We start from the raw sequence: 19509 nt of genomic DNA on the forward strand, positions 1-19509 counted from the left end.
AACTCCACGCTCACCTAACCGAAAGCACTGTTTCTGCGCGAACAGGATCGCGCGGCAGACGATGGATTTGGTCGGCGGTAGGGTTCGAAACTACGAATCTTCGGCTTATAAGTCCGGATGCGGTGAAAACAGACACTGGATTCGGCACTACCGAGTGCTCAACTGATTGGCCGCCCCGACGAGCTGGCAGTGGCGATCTTCGCGTCAATGACAGTTCCATCTCCGGAAGCTGCCATCTGAGCGATCAGCAACCGTAGGGCCGCTGCGGGTCGAAGAGCGACCGCTGCGCAGCGCGCAAAATCGATCCCGCTTCGTTGAAGAGGAGGTTGACGTGGGAACGCTTAATTCTTCCAGCACCCGTCGGGCGCCGTGGAACAAAGGAAGGATGACTGGCCAGAAGCCCCCCGTTGAAGCTGCGCGAAATCTAGGCGATTCGAACGAGGCCTACTTAACTTCGAACTGGCGCCCTTACGGCGATCATCCCCGGCGTCATTACGCCGATCCCTGACACGCGCAAGGCAACTTGACCAAAACTTGACCGCAGTAGGCAGAAATTGCCGCGAATAGATCGAAAAGCGCAGCCAGTTAAAATGGTGGCCACCGATGCAAGTCGTTGACTTGACTGCGCTTTATGTCGACACCTAGTTACGGGAAGCGGGACTCTTAATCAGTAGGTCGAGTGTTCGAGTCACTCACGCCCCACTGAACACATCCGGAGCACCACATTCGTGCTACCCGCAGACAGCCCCTTCCAGACCATCCACTGCAGCACCTTCCCTTCTTGGCGCCTGTATGCCGTTCACGCGCGGCCGAGTGCTCGGCCAACAGCGTCTGCAACGATAGTGCTGTGAATGTCTTCATCGGGATCACCTCATGAGTGGATCAGATTCCCTCACGCGAAAGGGTTACGCAGCGTCAGGCTGTCGTCGACGATCAATCCGTGATGCATGTCTTCCGTGTAGAGCGCATGGCAACCCTCGGTCGACGCGGCCGCCACAATACACGCATCATAGAACGCCAGCCCATAGCGTTCAGCAGTGCGCCGCGCGAGATCGTGCATCTCGACCGTAAGCGGAGTAACCACGCAAAACTGGCGCACCAGTTCCAGAAATTGCCCTACGTCCTGCCATGCCATGCCCAGCTTGCGCACGCAGACATTCGTGACCTCGTTGAGCACCTGCACGCTGATCGTGGGGCGTAGGCGCAGCAGGGACTCGGCGCGATCCGCCTTAACCGCGTCGGCCGACAGCAGGTACAGTACGACATTGCTGTCGAGGAACACCCTGGTTTTCTCAGCCGCGCTCATTCGCCTCGTCCCGGCTGAATTTGAAATCGGCCGGCAGCTTGCCCCGGAAGCGGCGCAGCCGCTGCAGCAACTCGTCTGCCCCCGGTTTCTTGCGGACGGCAAACGTTCGCTGTGCGTCGATGATGATCTCGATATCGTCGCCCTCGCGCAGTTCCAGCGCTTCGACAAGGCTGGAAGGGAGACGGACGGCGAGGCTATTGCCCCATTTTGCAACCTGCATGGCTGGCTCCATAGATATACATATTAAATTGTATATCTATCATGCCAAAATTCAAGTTTTCTCGGGACAGAGCCTGGATGAAGCAGGCCGACACAGTCGCGCGTCAAGCTCGATCCGCGACGCCGGTGCGGCGCACGGCATCGAAGCCCCAACTGCGCAGTACTGCTGCGGCCATCCACGAGCCATCGCATCGCCAGCGGTCTCACCCCGCCCCGGATCCGATCGCGGCGTTCAGCGACAACAACCGTTCAGAAATTCGATCCCGACGGAATTAAGGCTTGGCTGTTCCGACCATTGATTCGCATCCTGCCTGTCGGCAGACGACGCCTCATCTGTGCCTGAAACCAAGATCATTTTGCGTGCCAAAAAGATGTAGCGCATGTGGCCACGCACGATTTGGCCGGGTCGCTCGACATTCCGGTTGGCCTTCGTGCCGAGAAAAGATAGATATCGAGTGTCTGCTAAAAGCTGCAAGAGGCGGTTCGCACTCGTGCCGCGTTAATGCGAATACCTGACGAGGTGGTATCGAATCCCGTTTCACGACGCATGCGGCGCATGCGTTTTCCTGGCCTGCTTCCCTGACCGCGTTCGTGGTCAAAAAACGATATCGGGAGCTTCCCGCGAACCTTCCGAGATTGCGCGTGCGGCTGACCATTGCTGAACAGATTTCCGTTGTCCGCGCAGAAGCCTAGGTGCATCCCATCGCGGGGCAGCGCACAGCGCCGACAAGCGGGGCGGGCAACCAGATCAGTCCGCCGAGTCAGTGGCCCATGGTGCCTGGCTCGACCGCTTTGATTCCGTTCGGACTGCTGCTCACGCGATGAGGAAGCCGGCAACACCGCGCATTCATTGCCTCACCTACTTGCAGGAAGTGTGCAAAGCGCCACGACGTACGGTGCCCCTCACGTCAATCATTCGTCGAAAGAGACCGGGTTTTGCAGCGCAATCACCACCGGCCGCTCACGGTGCTGCGCTGCGCTTATATCGTAAACCGCCTGCAAGGCGAGCCAGAAACGTGCAGTACTCACGCCCGCCTTTTCCAATCGCATGGCGAGTTCAACGCTGATACCGAAGTGGCCGTTGATCAAGCGTGAAAGCATGGCGTATGTAATTCCCAGTCGCTGCGCTGCCTCCGTGATGGAAATTCCGAGCGGCACGAGTACGTCGCGCTTGATCATCTCTCCTGGGTGCGGTGGATTGCGCATGTCACTCATACTCCCGGTAATCGACCGCATCCACACCGACGCCGCTGAAGCGGAACGTGATCCACCATTGACCGTGTACCCAGATGGGCCAGTGCCCCGCCAGATCACCGCCAAGCGGTTGGAGTTTGTACGCCGGATGATTCAGATCAGCGGGTGATGTAGCTACATCTAGCGCCGATAAAATCCGGCGCAATTTCGGCACATGCGCACTGTTCAGGGCGACAGTCGAATTGTCGCGATAGAGTGCTTCGAGCCCCTGGTGAAGAAAGCCGACGATCATAGTTTATTTATGAGCGGACAGAAATCCTGATTGTAGCGAGTTGCGACTTACTCAATTTGGAAATGGATCGGCCACGACAATGCCTCCTGGTGGGAGGCGTGTGTCTTCGGTCATGTCTAAAGAGCCCGGCAGCAGCACATTTTTTCCTTTCAGCCAATTGCCTGCGCCGCTCTGCAAGCTCGCAGTGGTGAGGATCGCGCTGAACCTTCTTCGCGTCCTGCCACTCATTTTTCATCTCTGGCGTGAGGACCGGATTTGCGGCGTTTGCCCACTAGCCGCATGACGACTCTCGCCGTAGGTTCCGTGGTGTCACTCACGACCGTCGCGCGATGATGACGTTGCATAGATGGGCGCATCAGCGGCAACCGCAAACTGTTCCATGCACGCTTTTGTTGGCCCCGGTTGCCAGGTCGCGAGATAGCGGCATCGGGCTCTTCAGGAATCGCGATCAAGGGGAAATTCCCTGCTGCGCCGTCTGGCTCGCGACCGTGGGTCATGCGCACCCGCGTATGGAGGTTTGCAGTATCAACGGGGCAACTTTATCCGGCACCAGTTGAGCCGGGCAACGGCCGGCCTGCACTTCACAGCAAGTACCACCAGGTGCTCGAGAGCTGCGCAGGAAGGTGATCGACGGCAGGTAACCGTCTATGCCGACGGCAATCCAGATGCACTCGTTGTGGAGCAGATCATGGAACAAGCACGTCGGCGAGCCGCCGATTGCGGCCATCTACGGGACGATCGGCATGCCATTGACATGTCCTCCGCTCAGCGCTCCATTCGCCAATGCGGATCGTCGGGGAACAGTTCCCGCTGCTTCTCGCTCCTCTTTGCGTCACCTGATCCGCGCTCGTGCAACGGGATGCGACGACGCTCCAGCTCATCCGGGTAGGTGCGGCGCATGCCGCGCCGATCGCGCGAAATCGGCATCGCCTGCACAAAGTCCGTAACCATTACTGCCAGGTTCCGGTCGTCGGCACCTTGCGAGCGGGCCATCGCATGAGCCACGCCTTGCCATGCTTCCAGCGACCTGGCGTGCGCGTTCCACAACGCGCGACTGGGCGCCGCGTCCGATCGCCAGAAGCGGGTCGTTTCACCGCGCGCCGTCATATGCACGATGGCCTGTTTCGCGTAGCGCCGGGTCTCGCCCCGGGCAAGTCGCCGCGTCGCATTGGCCTGAACGCCGTACTCGCGCAACTTTCCTGCAAACCGTTCGCGCCAGCGTTGCAGGTCCTGCTTGCGCGGGTTGAGTCGTCTTCCGTCCGGTCCGCGTACCTGCACGCTCAGATGGACGTGCGGATGCGCCTCGTCATTGTGCGCGGCAAAGACATATCGTCTGCCGTCGCCGAATTCTTCCGCCGCGAACGCACGAGCGGCATTGCGTACCGACTGCCGGTCCGTGCCCGGCGGCATGGAAAGCAGCACGTTGAATACTTCCCGTCTGCGGCTTTCCTCCGCGATACCCCAGCCACCGAGTTGCCAGGCATCCGTCAGATCGCGCAGTGCGTCGCGGCCGAGCATGGTCATCCCGTCCTGATCCTCGAGTTCAACCTTCCCGTTACGGGAGATGTAGCGCAGATGACGGCGCACGGCGCTCATGCCCTGCGCGCTCGACGCCTTGTTCGTGATCCTCACCATCACCTCAGGGGTACGTCCGAGCGTGCGGGCAAGCTGCTCGCGCATGCGTCGTACATCCTGCTGGAGCTCAGCGCGCGACATGCGCGGCGCACGCACGTGTCGCAGCGGATCCGGAAAAAGCCTGTCTCCCCAGTTCAGCAGCATCTGGTCGACGTATGTTTTCGGGAAAGGCATGCTAACGGCTCCATCGATCGAGATTGGCACGCAGCACCTGGGTGACTGCGCGCAGGTGCGTATCAATCACGACGCGCGCTCCGTCAAGGACGCCGGCCACGTCACGCGCATCACCGCGCGCCTGCAGCCGTCCAAGCAACGTCACGATCATCGCCAGATGCTGATTCGAGTCCGCAAGCAGTCGCATCTCGCGCTCACCCAACTGCGGCTCATGCCCGAGCTGCGCGCGGACCACCGCAACTATCCAGCGATTGATATTCATTCCACCAGCCAATGCACGCCTTCTCGCCACGTCGAGTTCGTCCTGCGTGAGACGGATTTCGATGCGTTCACGATGTCCGTCGACCGGAACGCGACGATGTTCGGGCCCGGGCACGCCGTCTGGCGACTCGCTCTGGCTCAGCACATCGTAGATAAGTTGCCGGACGCCATCGGCCGCCGTTACGCCGTGACGAGCACACCAGGCCTCCCAGCGTGCTTTCATTCGTCCGAGATCCACACACAGTCGCGCACGCGTGCCCATGCCCGTGCTCCTACAGTGCCGGAGGCGCGGGTACCGCCGCCCCACGTTCGACTTCGCGGGTCGGGACGCCCTTCGCGGCCGGACGCGTGCGGCGAGTACGTGCGGAGGGCGCCTCGGGATCGAACACGCGGGGTCGCGGAACGGTGACGCCCGCGGACTCGAACGCGGTCAGCAGCCGTTGCGCACTCTGCTGCACGCGCGCAATGGATCGCTCGCTGAAACCCTGCTGCCGCATCGCAGCGGTCAGCACCGCCATCTGCACCGCACGCTCCCCGGAATGCGCGGCGGAACGCTCTCGCTGACCCGCAGCCTGTGCCTGGTCTGGCCACCCCTGCACCGTGGTTTCGCTTCTTCGTGCTTCGCCCGGTCTCTGTAACGCCGCGGGGCGCGACTGGCTCCGTTCCTGCGTTACCACATCGACCTGCCAGGTATTGCGATAGACCTCCTTTTCCTCGTCGCCGATCACGTTTCCCGCCGCGTCGAGAACTGGAGTCTTCACTGTCACGAGACGCCGGCCGAGGTTTTCGAGCATGACCTGCTGTCCGGCAAGCGCGCCCGAGTCGGCTACGGCCCGTTCGAGGTCGACACCCCACACGACATGGTCCGTGCCATCTGTATCGCGATAAACGACGTAATACGAGTCGCTGCGTGCAGGATTGTGCTGATAGGGCGCATGGCCATGCTCAACCAGTTCGCCCATATAGCGCTGCGGCTCCTGTCCCTCGGACTCGGCAGCGCGCGACGCGGTTTCGGGCACTGGAGCGGTTGCCGGTGATGCCGCCGGCGCGGGCTGAGCAGGCGCACGAGCCTGTGGCTGCGCGGCAGCATCGCGCCTCGCCGGGTTCGTCGCCAGTGATTCCGTGGCGCCCGGCGCGCCGCCGGGCGGTGAATTCCGGGGAACCTGCGCGGCCACAGGCGTTTGGACGCCGTCGATGCGGTTCGTCATCCGGTCGCGATGTGCCTCGTTCAGACGCGCAAAGTCGACGGCCTTCGGCTCGTAGCCGCTGACCTCGATGCCGAGCATCATGGCCTGGACCCAGGCCTCGCGCCGGAACTGCTCGTGACCTGATACGCGGATACGCCCCCACCCCTTCGCACGGACCATGTCCACCATCGACTCGACGACATCGGGGCGGTTGTGTTCCGTCACGAGGTACGGGCCGACGTCCTCGAACGCAAGCTGATGGGGCGCGTCCTTCAGGAAATACCGGTTGCCCTCCCGCAGGTAGCGCTTTCGCACCGTGTCCGGCGGACTTCCAAGCGGCGTCCATTGCATGGCGGATGTGTCGCTGCCATGGGGCATCCCCAGAGACGCCGGTCGCGGTCCGACGCCCGGCGACGGGGGCTCTGCCTCAATGGCGCGATTGCGCAGGCGCGTGAGCGCTGCGTCGAAATCCCGGCGCCGGCGTGCGGCCAGTGCATCAGGCGCAGTTCCGTCGAAGCTTTCTGCGCTTGTGGCGCCGCCTTGCGAATCCCGCGGCGGAGGTGCGTCCGGCTCGATCACGTTGATGACCGGTTCGCGCGCAGGCGGTCCGGAACAAGTTGTGGTGTCATCCATCGCGGATCTCCTTACTATCACTCCACACTGGCCGGCAGGACGCCAAACGTTCAGCGTTGGTTCCCCGGCCCCTGTCCCTGCTCCTGTTCACGGGCAGCGCGCTCCTTCGACTGCGCAAGCGCCGCAGCCCGCGCTTCCCTCACCCGGCTCCAGGATGCCGTCTGCAACTGGTCGAGCGTCGCGTCGAGCTCGCCCCCGAGACCCACGTCGCGGGCGGACTTCTTTAGCGATGCCACCGTGCGCTCAAGCAGCTCGCGCGCACGGTCCCACGGATACACCCTGGCCCGTGCGCCGTCGTACCCGACCTGCAGGTCAGCGCCGTTAAGCCGCTGATTCTCATCCATCCACCGCAGACGGTCCGACACGAACTCCATATCCGACTTGGCATGGAATACGACGCTGCGCGTGGACACCTCCTGGATCAGGTAGTGCTCGGTGCTGAAAACCTCGCCGCGGTACGGGCCACCGTTCTCGCGGGGCGTCGCCATGCGGATTTGCGCGCCGAAGCGGTGCTGTGCGAGTGCCTTGATCTCTCCCGGTACCTCGTCGAGTCCGTACAGTGGTTCGCCTACCTGCCGCCGCGCCGGCGCTGCCACACCGCCGTCCGGATGCTGGGAATTTGCGTGCGCAGTTGCCGTTTCCACTGCCGGCGCGGCGCTTTCCTTCGGTGCTGGCTGCGGAAGTGCTGGTTCCGGCGGCTCCTGATGGCCGGCCCGACGGCGCCAGGTACGACGCCGACCCGGCATTTCTCCATCAGCCACAAGTTTCTCTTTCACATTGCCCATTGCATGGTCCTCCTTCGGTGCATGGCCCTGCTTGAATACGGCCCCCGATCCCTGTGCAACCACGGGCTGTCCGTCGGCTTCTCCACCTGCCACATCAGGTTGCGGCGCTTCACCTAGCGACTCCCGTAAAAGCTCACCAACAACCCGGGGACCGGACAGCACCAACATGTCGTCGAAATCCGTCGGCATGTCGCCGGCAATGCGTGCGTGCGGCGAAAAGCGTGGCTCGGCCAGCAGCGATGATGTGCCGAGCGCGGCCTGCCTCGCATGCTCATACCCGGCGCCCAAATCGGCGAGCACGAGTATCCCGGCATCCGGGTACCGGCCCCGCCACATCGCCGCCACCGGCCTCAGGTTGCCGCTCGACAGTGCGGCGACGCTGAACCAGCCGGTCGCCTGCCACGCTGCCAGTGCCGTTGCGACGCCCTCGGCAATCAGGATCGGCGTCACCGCCCGATCACGGAACACGTCCGGTTCGACCACCCAGGAGCCACCCGACTTTGCGCCGCCCGCGAGAGCCGACTTGCGTCCTTCGGCATCGATCAGTTCCAGTGTCGAGAGCGTGTCGCCGATACGAACCGGGACCACCAGCACGCGCCCCGTGAGCGGCTCCTCGCGACTACGCGGCGCGTATCCGAGCAGCGCACGCAACTCTTCGGCCTCCAGCTCGCGCAGCGTCGCAACCGCCCTGACCTGCTTGCGTTTGAGATACGGATGCGCGGGGCCCACCGGCCGCGCCCACGTCCAGATCGCCAGCGCGTCGCGCGCGACCGCAGCCTGTCGCGCGCGCACGCGAGCCTGAAGCTGCGCATCGTGCCGCGCCCTGTCCACGGACGAACCGACGGGCAGCATGCGCGACCTTTCTGCGGGATCCGACGCCGCGCGCGAGGCCCGCACATCGAAGCCGTGCTGCTGTGCGAGCCAGTACAGAGACGCGAGCGTCTTGCCGCCCGACTCGCCGGCCGAACGCCAGGTCACGCGCGCAGCACTCTCGCTGTAGTTGTGAGCGGTGCGGCTCCAGTCGTCCCAGATGGGAAAGCCCGCCTCGCCGAATCCCTGCTTGAGCGCGAAAGCCATATCGACCCACGTCATATAGTCCTCGGCAGGGATCGTTGCCAGCGCTGCACGGGCACGCTCTTCTTCAGTCAGATACCGCCTGTTCATCGGCGTTCTCCGTGAAGCGGCTTGACGTTCGAGCCGTTAGCCGTGCGCGATGCGGCGCGGCCAGGTTGCGTTGGCACTGTGCCTGCACGGCGCGAGGCTTCGCGCTGCGGCGCGCCAGATTCCGGGCGCAGCTCCGCAACATCAAGATCAGACGTCGACAGCCGACGCACTGCGGCGGCAACGCGCGCAGCCGGCACGCCCAGCAGGGCGAAGTGCCGCTCGACATAGGTGGCCGCCTCGTCGTCGCTGATGTCATCCAGATGCCGTGGCAGATCCCGCGAATCCCAGGCCTGCAGCACTTCCAGATAGTCGGGAGAGATATGTACGATGCCGGCCTCATCCAGGTCTTCAGGTTGCACACTCCTTAACCGCCGCTCAATCTGGGCGGTGAAACGCACGAGGTTCATTGCCGGAATCGCAGGAGCCGCGATCATGCGCGACGTGAAGACCGGATCGCGCCAGTAGCAGATGCGCTCAGCGAGGATCGGCTTCGTGTTCTCGAGCAGGATGATTTCCCTGTCGTGCCCGAGTTCCTTGAGCTCCTGCGGCAGCAGCAGCGCACGGCGCTGCTCGGAAAAACTCTCGCTCGACCCGCCGCGGCCACCGAAGACCGCGTTCGACCGGCTCACAGTGCGTGAGCGCTCCGTGAAGGTACCGAGCATCTCCGAATATTCGTTCGCGTCCTTCTGCTCACGGGGCGCGTAGATGATCTGCATCGCGTGATTGGTGACAAACGTCCTGGCATCGGCCCGGCCATAGACCGATTCGAGCTGGGAGACGGATTGCACAATCGAGAGCAGCCGCAGGTTATAGCCCGCCATGTAGGCGACCGCGCGGGCGATGATGTGGATCTTGCCAACCGACGTGAATTCGTCCATCAGCAGCAGACACTGAACCTTCAACTGCGGATTGTCCTCGGGCAACTGCCGCGTATTCAGATTCACGAGCTGCGAGAACACGAGGTTGACAAGCAGCGCCGCCTCGCCCAGATGATCCGGCGTGATCCCGACATAGATGGACATGCGCCGTTTGCGAACGTCACGCAGGTCGAAGTCGTTGGCACTCGTTGCGGCGTCGACAACCGGATTGGCCCAGATGGTCAACGGCGCATTGAAGGTCGCGAGGATGCTCGCGAGCACCTTGTCGTCGTTCGCGAGAAAGCGGTTGAGCGCATCGACGCAAGCGCCACTCAAGAGCCGCCGGGTCTGCAGGAGCGCCCGCTGCAGGTATGCCTTGACCGGCATGCCGTTGCCCGATGACTGCCGCAGCACCTCGCCCATCGTGACCGGATAGTCGGGCACCTCGGTGTCGCCGCCGCGGCGCGCATCGCGCCACTCGCACAGCAGCAGGACGATGCCGAGAAACAGGTTGCGCGCCTGGTCCTTCCAGAAGTCGTCATGGCCGCCTACCGGATACAGCGCGTAGCCGATCGCAAGAATGTCGCCAACGCGAAATACCCCATCCGAAATCGCAGAGAGCGGGTTATACCGGTGCGTCCGGCCATCCTCCGCAAACGGGTTGAACAGGTAGACATCGTGCCCGTGTGCACGACGGAATCCCGCAGTGAGGTTGAAGTTCTCCTGCTTGATGTCCAGCACCACCACCGAATCGGGATAGCTGAGCAGGTTAGGCACCACGATGCCCACCCCCTTTCCCGAACGGGCCGGTGCGGCGAGCAGCACAAACTGCTGCCCGGTGAACCGCAGATAGCGGCCACGCCAGATGCCCACGACGAGCGCAGGCCCAGCGTATCCGCGTGGATTTCCGCCTGAAAGCGTCGCCGCGCTCATAACAGCCCTGCCCGGCGGATATCCGCCTCGTCTGCAAACCGCGCACTGCCATAGAGCCGCCGGCGCCCGGACTGTTCGAGAAGTGTGTAAAGGGCGAGCGCCGGTGCGCCGAATGCCAGCAGCACGCCGAACAGCGCAGCACCGGCAAGCCGCCGCCCCTGTCCTTGCAGACGTCCGTCATGCCAGGCCAACGCAGCATCGGGCCACGCGCGAAACCCCGCATGAAGCGGGTTGACATGCTGACTCGCGACGAAGAAAAACGATGCCAGCCAGAGCGCAAGCGCCAGTCCCCCTGCCGCTGCGACCATGACTGCAAGGGTAAGGAGCGCGAGCAGCGCGTGGTACCGGAGCCGACTGCTGGCGGACCGTCCTGTTCCACTTGCTTTTCCGATGTCCATGACCTGCCCCCCTTTCACCGGAAGTCCGCCTGACAGTCCGTCTGATAGTCCGCCCGATGGCCACGCAGCGGATCGAACCAGACTTCCGTCATCAACCAGCGCCGGCCGGTCTGCGCGCCGGACTCATCGAAGAGCGCGGTGACCTCCATGTGCGCCACCACATCGATCGTCATGAAAAGCAGCCGGCGCAGCGCCGCGTCGTCCCATGTGGCGGCTTCGGGATGCTCCTTCGCCATCAGCGCGAACCGTTCAATGGCGACCGATGCGCTCGACGCGTGGTAGCTCGTGATGGAACCGGAGTGCCCGGTCGTCAGCAGCTTCAGGAAGTCGTAGGCCTCACTGCCCCGCAGTTCGGCGAGCAGCACACGATCAGGACGCATGCGCATTGAGCTTGCGATCAGATCCGCAGGCGTCACCCGCGCGTGGCCGTGCCCGCCCTTGCTGTAAATGAGGTGGACGCAGTTCTCGATGTGAGCGATGAATAGCTCCCGCACGTCCTCGATCGTCACGATGCGCTCGGTGGCTGGGATGTACCGGCACAGCGTCTTCATGAAGCTCGTCTTGCCCGAGCCCGTGCTGCCCACGATCACGAGGTTCAGCCGGCCGCGCACCGCCAGCTCGAAGAACGCAGGGAAATCGCGCGCTTCAAGGCACCCGACGAGGTCGCGGCCCAAAGGGCGGAGTGCCGGCCTCGCCTCATTGAGTCCAGCCGGGCGGCGCCACAGTGTCTGGGCGAACAGGCCCTCGCTTCCGTAAGCGTCGAGGGTTTTCTCGCGCGAGGACGGCCGGCGGATCGTCACCGACACAGTCCGGGGAGGGACCACCGGCGGGATCACGATCTGGACGCGCGCATCACCCGGCAGCAGTGCGGAGAGCACCGGATGCTGCGCGGATACCTCCTGGTTTGTAAGCGTGGCGATCGCCACTGCCAATGACATGAGGCGCTCGAAGTCGAGGTCGCTACAGTCGTGTGCCTGCCATCCGAGATGGGTTTCGGTCAGCACCCGCTGTGGCCGGTTGATCACCAGTTCGGTGACAGCCGCGTCATTGAGCAGTCCTGCAAACGGCCGCATCAGCTCGCGCACCGAAGCATCGTCTGCCAGCCTCGGCAGTGGGATGTCGGCCCGCATCGCTGCGTCATTCAGAATATCGGGCGACGCATTCATTGCGCGCCCTCCGGCTGGAGTGCATAGACGGGACTGAAGTCCAGATCCCGGGCGACGATAATCGTGAACTCGGTCCCCTGGTTCTGCGTCAGCGTCGGTGGAATGTTGATCGTGCTGTCGAGCACGCGCGAGGCCATGTCATTGCCCTGCTGCTGTGTGTTCTCGAACACGACCGGGCCGTTGCTGTTGCCGCCGCGGGTCGCGAGATAGCCGATCGCGTCCTGCGTCATGCCGAGCAGCATGGCCGCGCCGATACGCTCGCTCCAGTGGTTATTCACGTAGCCGCTCACGCCGATGCGCCCCAGCGAGTCGGCCGCAGGAGAATCGATCTCGACGGTGACCCCTTCGGGCGTCCTGATACGCGCCGACAGGATGAACACCCGCTTCTGTCCGGGCGCGAGGTTCGAGCGGTATTCGCTGTTGACCTGCGAGCCGCGCTCAATCAGTACGACATGGCCGTCATCCGAGTAGACGTTCTTTGTCACCGTGCAGGTCGAAATGCCCGCCTGCGTCGAATCGAATGCCGTATCGCCGGCACAATCGATCTTGGCGCCTTCGGCAAGAATCAGGCTGCGATTGCCGAGAAACCCCGCGCGCACTTTGGGCGTCACCGTCGGCGTCAACGCCTGGGCGAGTGGGCTGCTGCCCTGGGACAGGCCGCCGGCCGCGGGCATCAGGTTTGGCTGCGTGCCGCCTGAGGAGCCGGGCGCTGACGCGGCAGAACCGGCGTCGCCATTGCCCGGTCCACCGGATTGCCCCGCGATCAGCGGTGCGTCGTAGTAGCTACGCGCGGGTAGCGAACGTACCGGCACCTGGCGGGGCGCCACGGCAGCGGGAGCCGGCGCACCCGTGGTCGCTGCCGCCGGCCCACTCGCCACTGCGACGGCCACCGAAGCTGGCGGGCTGCCCTCCGCGAAGACCCGCCCCTGCACCGGCTGGTCCTGGACGGCATCGCGCCTCGCCTTCTGCGCTGCATCGCGCCGTGCGAGGAAGCCGTGGACCGTCCAGACCGCTCCGCCGGTCACGAGGGCCACGATGATCAGCGGCGCAAGCCACCAGGCACGGCGGCGGCCGCTGTGCTCTCCAAGCTCCGGCATGCCGCGATCTGCGGGCTGGCTCTGGAGTTCACCGTTGATGGCACCGGGGAGTTTTTCACGGTCACTCCCGGGCCCGACCCCGGGCGCAATCACATTGCGCGGCGTTTGCTCATTCATGGCCGTCGCTCCGCAGGACACGCTTCACACCGTTCACCGTCGTGCCGTTTGCTGGTGGTACGCCGTCCACATCGAACGCGTCGTTCCACAGACCGACCACCTCGTCGCCCAGACGCAGCACGAAACGCCGGGCCACCTCGTGTACGACGATGACGTCCTCTTCCATGTGCCGGTCAACGACGCTCTCGCTGTCGTTGTCGGCCACGCGGAAGATCGCCGGGATGCGGCGGTTGTCCGGAATGCGGATATAAGTGAAGCGACCGTCGTCCCACGCGGCGCTCGGCGCGATGTCCGCCGAGTGCGGCATCACCTGCATCGAGTAAGCACTGTTGCGTACCACCGGCGACCGGGCGAGGCGCTCGCGCACGAGCGCCGCATCGTCTGCCGCCTTTGTCTTCGCTGCCTGCGCGTCCGGGTAGACAAACGTGATGCGGTACATCTCGTCGTCGTTACCGAAACGGGCCTTAAGCGGCAGCACGATCAGGTCAAAGCTGTAGCTATGCCGGTCAGTGCGGATTTCCAGGTTCGTATCGTGTGCGGCGAGCTGCGGCTTGAGGTAGACGTCGTGGTCGCCGCGGTTTGCAACCACCTGCCAGCCGTCCCGGTCACCTGGGGCCACCACGAGAATGTGCTCGGCCGGGTCGAGTGCGATGTGTGTAGCAAAACCTCGCTGCGCCACAATCCGCACCACCTGGTCCTGCTGGTACACGACCTGCCGCACGCGCGAGTCGCCAGACCACCCTGGTACGTCATAGGCGCAGGCACCGGCAGAGCCTCCACCCAGCACTGCCGCCACCGCGACGGTTCGCATTAGCCTGCCCCTTCTCATCACGCACCGCCCGCAGCAGGTGACGATGTCGCCGACGCCGCAGGTGCCGACGCCGCAGGCGTGTATTCGGGATCGCGGCTGTATGCCGTCACCCTGAACCCGAACGGGTTCTCGATCGCCGTGCGTTCGCGCGTGAAGGCGGTCGGCCGGTAAGTGAAGGCGAGCGTGATAACGAAGCGCTGCGGCGGCTCCGCGTTATCGATGGCGTTCTTCCACGTCGTACGCTCGACGTGCACGACGGCACGCCCAGTTTCGTTCGGCACGAGCGTCGTCGACAGGATGCGGATGCGCCGCTGCGTGTTCGCCCCGAGCTGGCGGTCCAGTGCGTCGGGGCCGCTGTAGATCGCCCGGTAGTCCCGCGCCACACGGTCGTCGCTCATTTCAAGCACGCGGTCGTAGTCCATCTGCAGAAGGCCCCAGTCGTAACGCTCGCGCGAGCGCACGTACACCTCCACCCAGTGCTTGTCCTCGACGTCGCGCATGCGCATCTGCTTCGCGTCAAGTACGTCGATCACCTGCGCCTCACCGGTCAGACGGTCGACTTCGATGGGCAGCGGCACGACCCGGTAGAAAGGGACCATCACGGCCAGTGCAACCGCACAGAGGAAAGCGACCACCACGGAAGCCGCCGCCACGTGCCATGCCCGACGCTCCGAGCGCTCCTGTAGGTGCGTGACCGACACCTCGAAATCGAGTGCCCGGCGATAATCACCTGACTCGCGCACGTCGCGGTCACTGTTCATGGCCGCCTCCATCCGATGGTGGAACGGGCGGCACAGTGTTCACCGGAACGCGGTGTGAACCGTCCGGCAACACAGGTTTGGCTAGGCTTCCCGAGCATCCATTAATCAGTACGACTAACTGGATTGCCAGGACTGGAACGACGGACCGGATCATGTCAGCCTCCTCGGTTTGCGGACTCGGTTGCCAAACTCAGTTGCCAAAACTCGCAGGCACCATCTGGTCCTGCAGCCGTGCCGTATTGCCGGCGCGCTTAAGCACGAGTTCCTGCTGCTGCCCGGTGATGAGCCGGTCTTCTGCTTCGGCCAGCATCCTGAAGAGTTGCAGCTTCGTCATCTCGTTGGCCACTGCCGCGCTCTCGATCTGGATGCGAGCCTGCAGTTCCCCGATGCCTTTCTGGTCCTGCGTCACATTGATCTGCCGCATCAGGGCCTCGATCTGATCGAGCTCCTGAAGTTGGGTCTGGTACGCCTGGGTTGTGAATGCCTTGTCCTGAAAAGGCTTGTTCAGCGCGCGCTGGCAAACCTGCTGGTCGATGCCGCTCTGGTCCTCGCAGTCGTAAATTTTGCTGGCCGAGCGCAACGTCTGCGCGCTGCCAGTCAGCCCCGCATAGCCGCCGTTCTGGATCGCCGCGTAGACGGACTGCCAGTTCGGCGGGAGCGACTTCGACAGGACCGGATTGCTCATCAGTTCGCCGAAGCCTCGCGTGCCGCTGAGCGACTGGTATAGCTGAAGCTCCTGCTGCACCTGCTGTTTCAGCTGCGCCACGGTCGCGATGGCCTGCACGACGTTCTGCGCGTCATACACAGGAATTCCCTGCGCACGGACGCCGGGAGACAGACCGGTGGTCGTCACTGCCGCAGCGGCTACCAGCGCGCGGCGTACACCTGAAGTGATCATGATGTTGACCCTCCATCGTTTCCCTGGCCGCCCAGGTGCTCACGAGCTGCGCGCTGGTAGGCTGGGATCGAACCGCTTCGCGCGGCGCCATCGGAAATTTTTCCGCCCGGCTGCGGCGGACCGTGTCCGAAGCGCATCGCAGTGCCGACGCCGCGAAGTGCCTGCCGTGCAACGTATCCCGCAGCGAAGGCGCCGAACCCGGACAACGTGGCGCCGCCAGCCAGACCGGACGCAACTGCGGGCAGTTGCCAGCCGATGGTGGCCAGCAACACGCCAGTTGCGCACATCCCAAGTCCCGCTCCCCAGGATGCAGCGTTCTCGAGCGCACCCTGAACAGCCCCTGTCAGTGCGGAAGCATTCGTATCGGGCGACGCGGTCGTCACCCCGAACGGCGCAAGATCTGCTGAAAACGCCGTCAATGCCATGCCCAGAAACGCTGCAATGAGCACCTGCAGTAGCGCATAGTTGGCGAGCTTCGCGGTCCACGCCTCGAAGAATCGCGCGGTCGCGCCGAACGCGCCACAGGCAATGAACAGTGGACCAAGGCCGAGCACCAGGTCCAGCAGCAGCCTCGCCATCACGACCTCGAATGCGAGGACGATCAGAAAAACAGAAGCGCCGAGTGCCGCCACCAGCCCACAGGCGAAATCGCCAATGCCTGCGACGATGCCAGCGATGCTTAGTCCTTCGTGCGTTGCCTTGTTGAAGTACGCATCCATCACCAGATCAATCTGACGGTCGTAGCAGTCGAGGGTCTGATAAATGGCCGACGCGCTCGAGCCTGCCACGCTGCTGCCAGTCACTGTTCCGCAGCCGGGGTTGCCTGTGCCGGCATTGGCCGCCGCGGTCTGGATCGTCTGGGCGAGGCCCGTCGTCGCGCCTTCCACTGCTGTGACGACCTGTGACTGGTAGATGCCCGAGCCGAGTGCAAAGGCAAGCATGATGGCCACCTTCAGGCCGCGCCATGCGAATGCCGGTACCGACTCGTGCGCCTCGCCGCGCACCACGGCAAACCCGTATGCGACGACCCAGATCGTCAGGGCCGTTGTGACTACGGGTACGAGCGCGCCAGACACGGCCGAGGACACGCTCGTCACATACGTCGACATGCCGTTCTCGAGCGTGCCGCCGACCGCGGTGAAAAGGCCGCTCATCACGCACCTCTTTCCGGCAGACGCCGGGCCCGCGCGCTGGGTGTGGGCCCGGTCGCGCGACGCTTCGCCAGTCGCTCATGAAACACGGGAAGCCACGCGAGAGGATCGTCGCCGACCTCCGCACGGATCCCGTCGAGCAGTTCAACGTTGTCCGTCGTCCCGGACAGCACGTCGAGCACATCACCGAGTCCAGCCAGATCCAGCCTGCCGATGGCCGAACGGTGACCCTGCTTCATGAGGAAGAGGCGGCTGTTCTCGCCGAGAGACCGAACGATGCTGAATTCGGCCTCAGTCAGCTTGAAGCCACGCACGTAGTCATCGTAGTCAGCGCGCGGATTCGGCAGGAAAAAGAAGGTGGCCGTCTGCTCGACCAGGGCCCGCGCGATGTCACTTCGCAGCAGATCGGCCGGGGACTGCGTATCGAAGATGCCCAGACCGTTCTGCTTGCGGATCGTCTTCTGCTTGTCCTTTGCGAAATCCGTGAAGACGGGATCGCCCAGGCGTTTCCAGAATTCGGTCATCACATACACAAAGCGCCGGCCGTCGATCAGGCTTTCAGTCAGATGCAGCAGATACATCGTGACTGGCGTCGACACCTCCGGATCGTCGAGCAGTTCCGTATCATCGAATCCGAACAGCTGGTTATCGCTGAAATCGAGCAGGTCCGACGGGTTGTCGAGCACCCACCCCAGCCGCCCGCCAGCGCACCATTTCGTCAGGCGCGCATGCAGGCTGTTCTCGCCTACGGCGGGCAGCAGCTGCCGGACCATCGACAGCCGCCGCAGCCGCCGTTCCATGCGTGCGACCTCCCGCACGGCACGCGAAACGTCGAGTTCATCCTTCGCCGACAGCAGGCTGCCGGTGTCGACCAGACGGCGCACCAGCCGCTCCCAGAAATCCAGCACGGCCTCGTCAGGATCGAGCTGAAACGGATTCAGACCCGTCGGGACCCCCCGCCGGAACACCGTGTAACGGCCGCCCATCGCCCGGACCGCGATCTCGGTGCCACGGTCCTTGTCGTAGACGACGCCCGTGAGGCCATACTTCATCGCCATCGCGAGCAGGAAAAGCTCGAGCACGGTTTTGCCGGCACCCGCCTGACCGATGATCTGTGTGTTGGCGAGCGCCTTTTCGTCGCCCGAGTCCTTCTTTTCGGGCGTCGCATGGAAGTTCAGGTACAGCGGCTGGCCGCTCGGCGTCTTGACGATCGTGATCGCCTCGCCCCACGGATTGCGATCACGCTTGCCGGTCGCGAAGTTGTGCAGACTTGCGAGCCCACAGAAATTGCGCGAAGTGAGCTTTGCCTCGCGCGGTCGGTAGCGCCAGTTACCAGGCAACTGGGCGAACCACGCTGCGTCCGCCACCAGATCGACGAGCGCCGTCTGGAAGCCCACGTCCGCGAGCTGTGTGCGCGCCTTCGCCACGTGCCGCGCGACCTCATCGGGCCGGTCGCCGAGCACGGCCAGTGAATAGTGATATTCGCCGAGCACAAAATCACCATTGACCAGGTCATCCAGCGCCCGATCCATGGCCTGAACCTGCGACACCGCCACATCCTCGCCCGCAATCAGCTGGTTGCGCTGGCGTTCGAGCGCCTCCTTCGCCGTGGGCCGGTCAAGGATCGTGAAGCTCTGGGTCTCGATATACTCGAAATCGCCATAGAGCAGACCGTCGAGGATCCCTGGCTCTGTCTCTTCGGGATAGTCCTTAAGGTCGAGTAGCGCCGCATAACGCGTCGCCCCCGGCATGCGGATCTCGACTTTCTCCGTCCGGAAGAACAGCCGCGACGTCGGCAGTGCCTCCGCAATACGGCCCGACGGGACAGGCACGGACTCCCATCCACCGTTCACGAGATAGCCGAGGAACTCCAGTGCCGACGAGAAACGCACCGGCCGCTGCGTGTAACGGATCGGCTGCGGTAGACACCGAGCGCCACCGGGTCCCAGGGCTTCAGACTGACTCGAGCTGGGCGGCAAGCTCTGCCATCACCTTCAGGGCTTCGTGCTGGTCCCGCCGGATATCAGCGGGGGTGCGGCGTGCCGCCTGACTGAAGAAACGCCCCAGGCGCGTGCGGTGCGGACGGTAGACGAGCGTCAGGTACAGTTCGTTGGCCATCATCCGGTAGCCGGCAAAGCTCGCGTAGTAGCGCGTCGCGAGTTCCTCGCAGAACCGGTTGCCGTACGGCGTCGCGAAGTGGTCGGTGACGCGCCGGCGTATCCGGTGCGACCAGAGCCCCGTGTGGCCACCCGGCAGACTGCGCACCAGCTGGTTAAATCCTTCGTGACGCACAAGGATGTCGCCTGGATCAGCCGCTTCGAAGGCGATGCCCGCGATCTTCCAGACACGCAGATAGTCCCCTTCGCGCGTGCGGATCACGTGGTCGGTGACGTGCGAGGAAAACGGCACGAAGTCCGCGAGCACGACCTCGCGTCCGGCCACGTCGGCAAGTTGCGGCTGTACGCGCATG

General features: G+C 63.8%; 16 protein-coding genes and 1 pseudogene. All 17 read right to left on the minus strand.

Annotated elements, in window-relative coordinates:
• Positions 1-892: 892 nt before the first annotated feature.
• On the minus strand, positions 893-1306 hold the full coding sequence (locus BGRAMDRAFT_RS20100) for a PIN domain-containing protein (RefSeq protein ID WP_006050646.1): 414 nt from the start codon (positions 1304-1306) through the stop codon (positions 893-895).
• Positions 1293-1526, minus strand: a complete 234-nt coding sequence (locus BGRAMDRAFT_RS20105; RefSeq protein ID WP_006050647.1) for an AbrB/MazE/SpoVT family DNA-binding domain-containing protein — start codon at positions 1524-1526, stop codon at positions 1293-1295. Before BGRAMDRAFT_RS20105 ends, BGRAMDRAFT_RS20100 begins: the two co-directional genes overlap by 14 nt.
• Before the next feature lie 911 nt (positions 1527-2437).
• Positions 2438-2761 carry a HigA family addiction module antitoxin gene (locus tag BGRAMDRAFT_RS20110; protein WP_332309989.1) on the minus strand — a complete coding sequence of 108 codons (324 nt, stop codon included), beginning with the start codon at positions 2759-2761 and terminating at the stop codon, positions 2438-2440.
• Complete coding sequence (locus BGRAMDRAFT_RS20115) at positions 2733-3011, minus strand: type II toxin-antitoxin system RelE/ParE family toxin (RefSeq protein WP_006050649.1); 279 nt, start codon at positions 3009-3011, stop codon at positions 2733-2735. Before BGRAMDRAFT_RS20115 ends, BGRAMDRAFT_RS20110 begins: the two co-directional genes overlap by 29 nt.
• A gap of 765 nt (positions 3012-3776) precedes the next feature.
• Positions 3777-4820 carry a relaxase/mobilization nuclease domain-containing protein gene (locus BGRAMDRAFT_RS20120; protein ID WP_006050650.1) on the minus strand — a complete coding sequence of 348 codons (1044 nt, stop codon included), beginning with the start codon at positions 4818-4820 and terminating at the stop codon, positions 3777-3779.
• A 1-nt stretch (position 4821) separates the two neighbouring features.
• Positions 4822-5343, minus strand: a complete 522-nt coding sequence (locus tag BGRAMDRAFT_RS20125; RefSeq protein WP_006050651.1) for a hypothetical protein — start codon at positions 5341-5343, stop codon at positions 4822-4824.
• A 10-nt stretch (positions 5344-5353) separates the two neighbouring features.
• Entirely contained in the window at positions 5354-6901 is a 1548-nt protein-coding gene (locus BGRAMDRAFT_RS20130) for an LPD7 domain-containing protein (RefSeq protein ID WP_006050652.1), read from the minus strand.
• 50 nt (positions 6902-6951) lie between these two features.
• Positions 6952-8850, minus strand: a complete 1899-nt coding sequence (locus BGRAMDRAFT_RS20135) for a PriCT-2 domain-containing protein (protein ID WP_006050653.1) — start codon at positions 8848-8850, stop codon at positions 6952-6954.
• A complete protein-coding gene (locus BGRAMDRAFT_RS20140) occupies positions 8847-10640 on the minus strand; it encodes a type IV secretory system conjugative DNA transfer family protein (protein WP_006050654.1) in 1794 nt (597 codons plus the stop codon). The genes BGRAMDRAFT_RS20135 and BGRAMDRAFT_RS20140 overlap by 4 nt, the downstream gene beginning before the upstream one ends.
• Positions 10637-11038: a hypothetical protein gene (locus BGRAMDRAFT_RS20145; protein ID WP_006050655.1), complete on the minus strand. Its 402-nt coding sequence runs from the start codon at positions 11036-11038 to the stop codon at positions 10637-10639. The genes BGRAMDRAFT_RS20140 and BGRAMDRAFT_RS20145 overlap by 4 nt, the downstream gene beginning before the upstream one ends.
• A 14-nt stretch (positions 11039-11052) precedes the next feature.
• On the minus strand, positions 11053-12204 hold the full coding sequence (gene virB11, locus BGRAMDRAFT_RS20150; RefSeq protein ID WP_006050656.1) for a P-type DNA transfer ATPase VirB11: 1152 nt from the start codon (positions 12202-12204) through the stop codon (positions 11053-11055).
• Positions 12201-13418: a type IV secretion system protein VirB10 gene (gene virB10 / locus BGRAMDRAFT_RS20155; RefSeq protein WP_006050657.1), complete on the minus strand. Its 1218-nt coding sequence runs from the start codon at positions 13416-13418 to the stop codon at positions 12201-12203. The genes virB11 and virB10 overlap by 4 nt, the downstream gene beginning before the upstream one ends.
• A complete protein-coding gene (locus BGRAMDRAFT_RS20160) occupies positions 13411-14229 on the minus strand; it encodes a TrbG/VirB9 family P-type conjugative transfer protein (protein WP_006050658.1) in 819 nt (272 codons plus the stop codon). The genes virB10 and BGRAMDRAFT_RS20160 overlap by 8 nt, the downstream gene beginning before the upstream one ends.
• 17 nt (positions 14230-14246) lie before the next feature.
• Entirely contained in the window at positions 14247-14990 is a 744-nt protein-coding gene (locus tag BGRAMDRAFT_RS20165; protein WP_006050659.1) for a VirB8 family type IV secretion system protein, read from the minus strand.
• Positions 14991-15180: 190 nt separating this feature from the next.
• Positions 15181-15888: a P-type DNA transfer protein VirB5 gene (gene virB5, locus BGRAMDRAFT_RS20170; RefSeq protein ID WP_006050660.1), complete on the minus strand. Its 708-nt coding sequence runs from the start codon at positions 15886-15888 to the stop codon at positions 15181-15183.
• Positions 15885-17042, minus strand: coding sequence for a TrbL/VirB6 family protein (locus tag BGRAMDRAFT_RS20175; protein WP_006050661.1), 1158 nt, complete (start codon positions 17040-17042; stop codon positions 15885-15887). The genes virB5 and BGRAMDRAFT_RS20175 overlap by 4 nt, the downstream gene beginning before the upstream one ends.
• Positions 17042-19508 (minus strand): annotated as a pseudogene (locus BGRAMDRAFT_RS20180) (VirB4 family type IV secretion/conjugal transfer ATPase). Before BGRAMDRAFT_RS20180 ends, BGRAMDRAFT_RS20175 begins: the two are co-directional and overlap by 1 nt.
• Position 19509: the final 1 nt, after the last annotated feature.

The organism is Paraburkholderia graminis C4D1M (assembly GCF_000172415.1).
In the GTDB taxonomy this organism is placed as follows: domain Bacteria; phylum Pseudomonadota; class Gammaproteobacteria; order Burkholderiales; family Burkholderiaceae; genus Paraburkholderia; species Paraburkholderia graminis.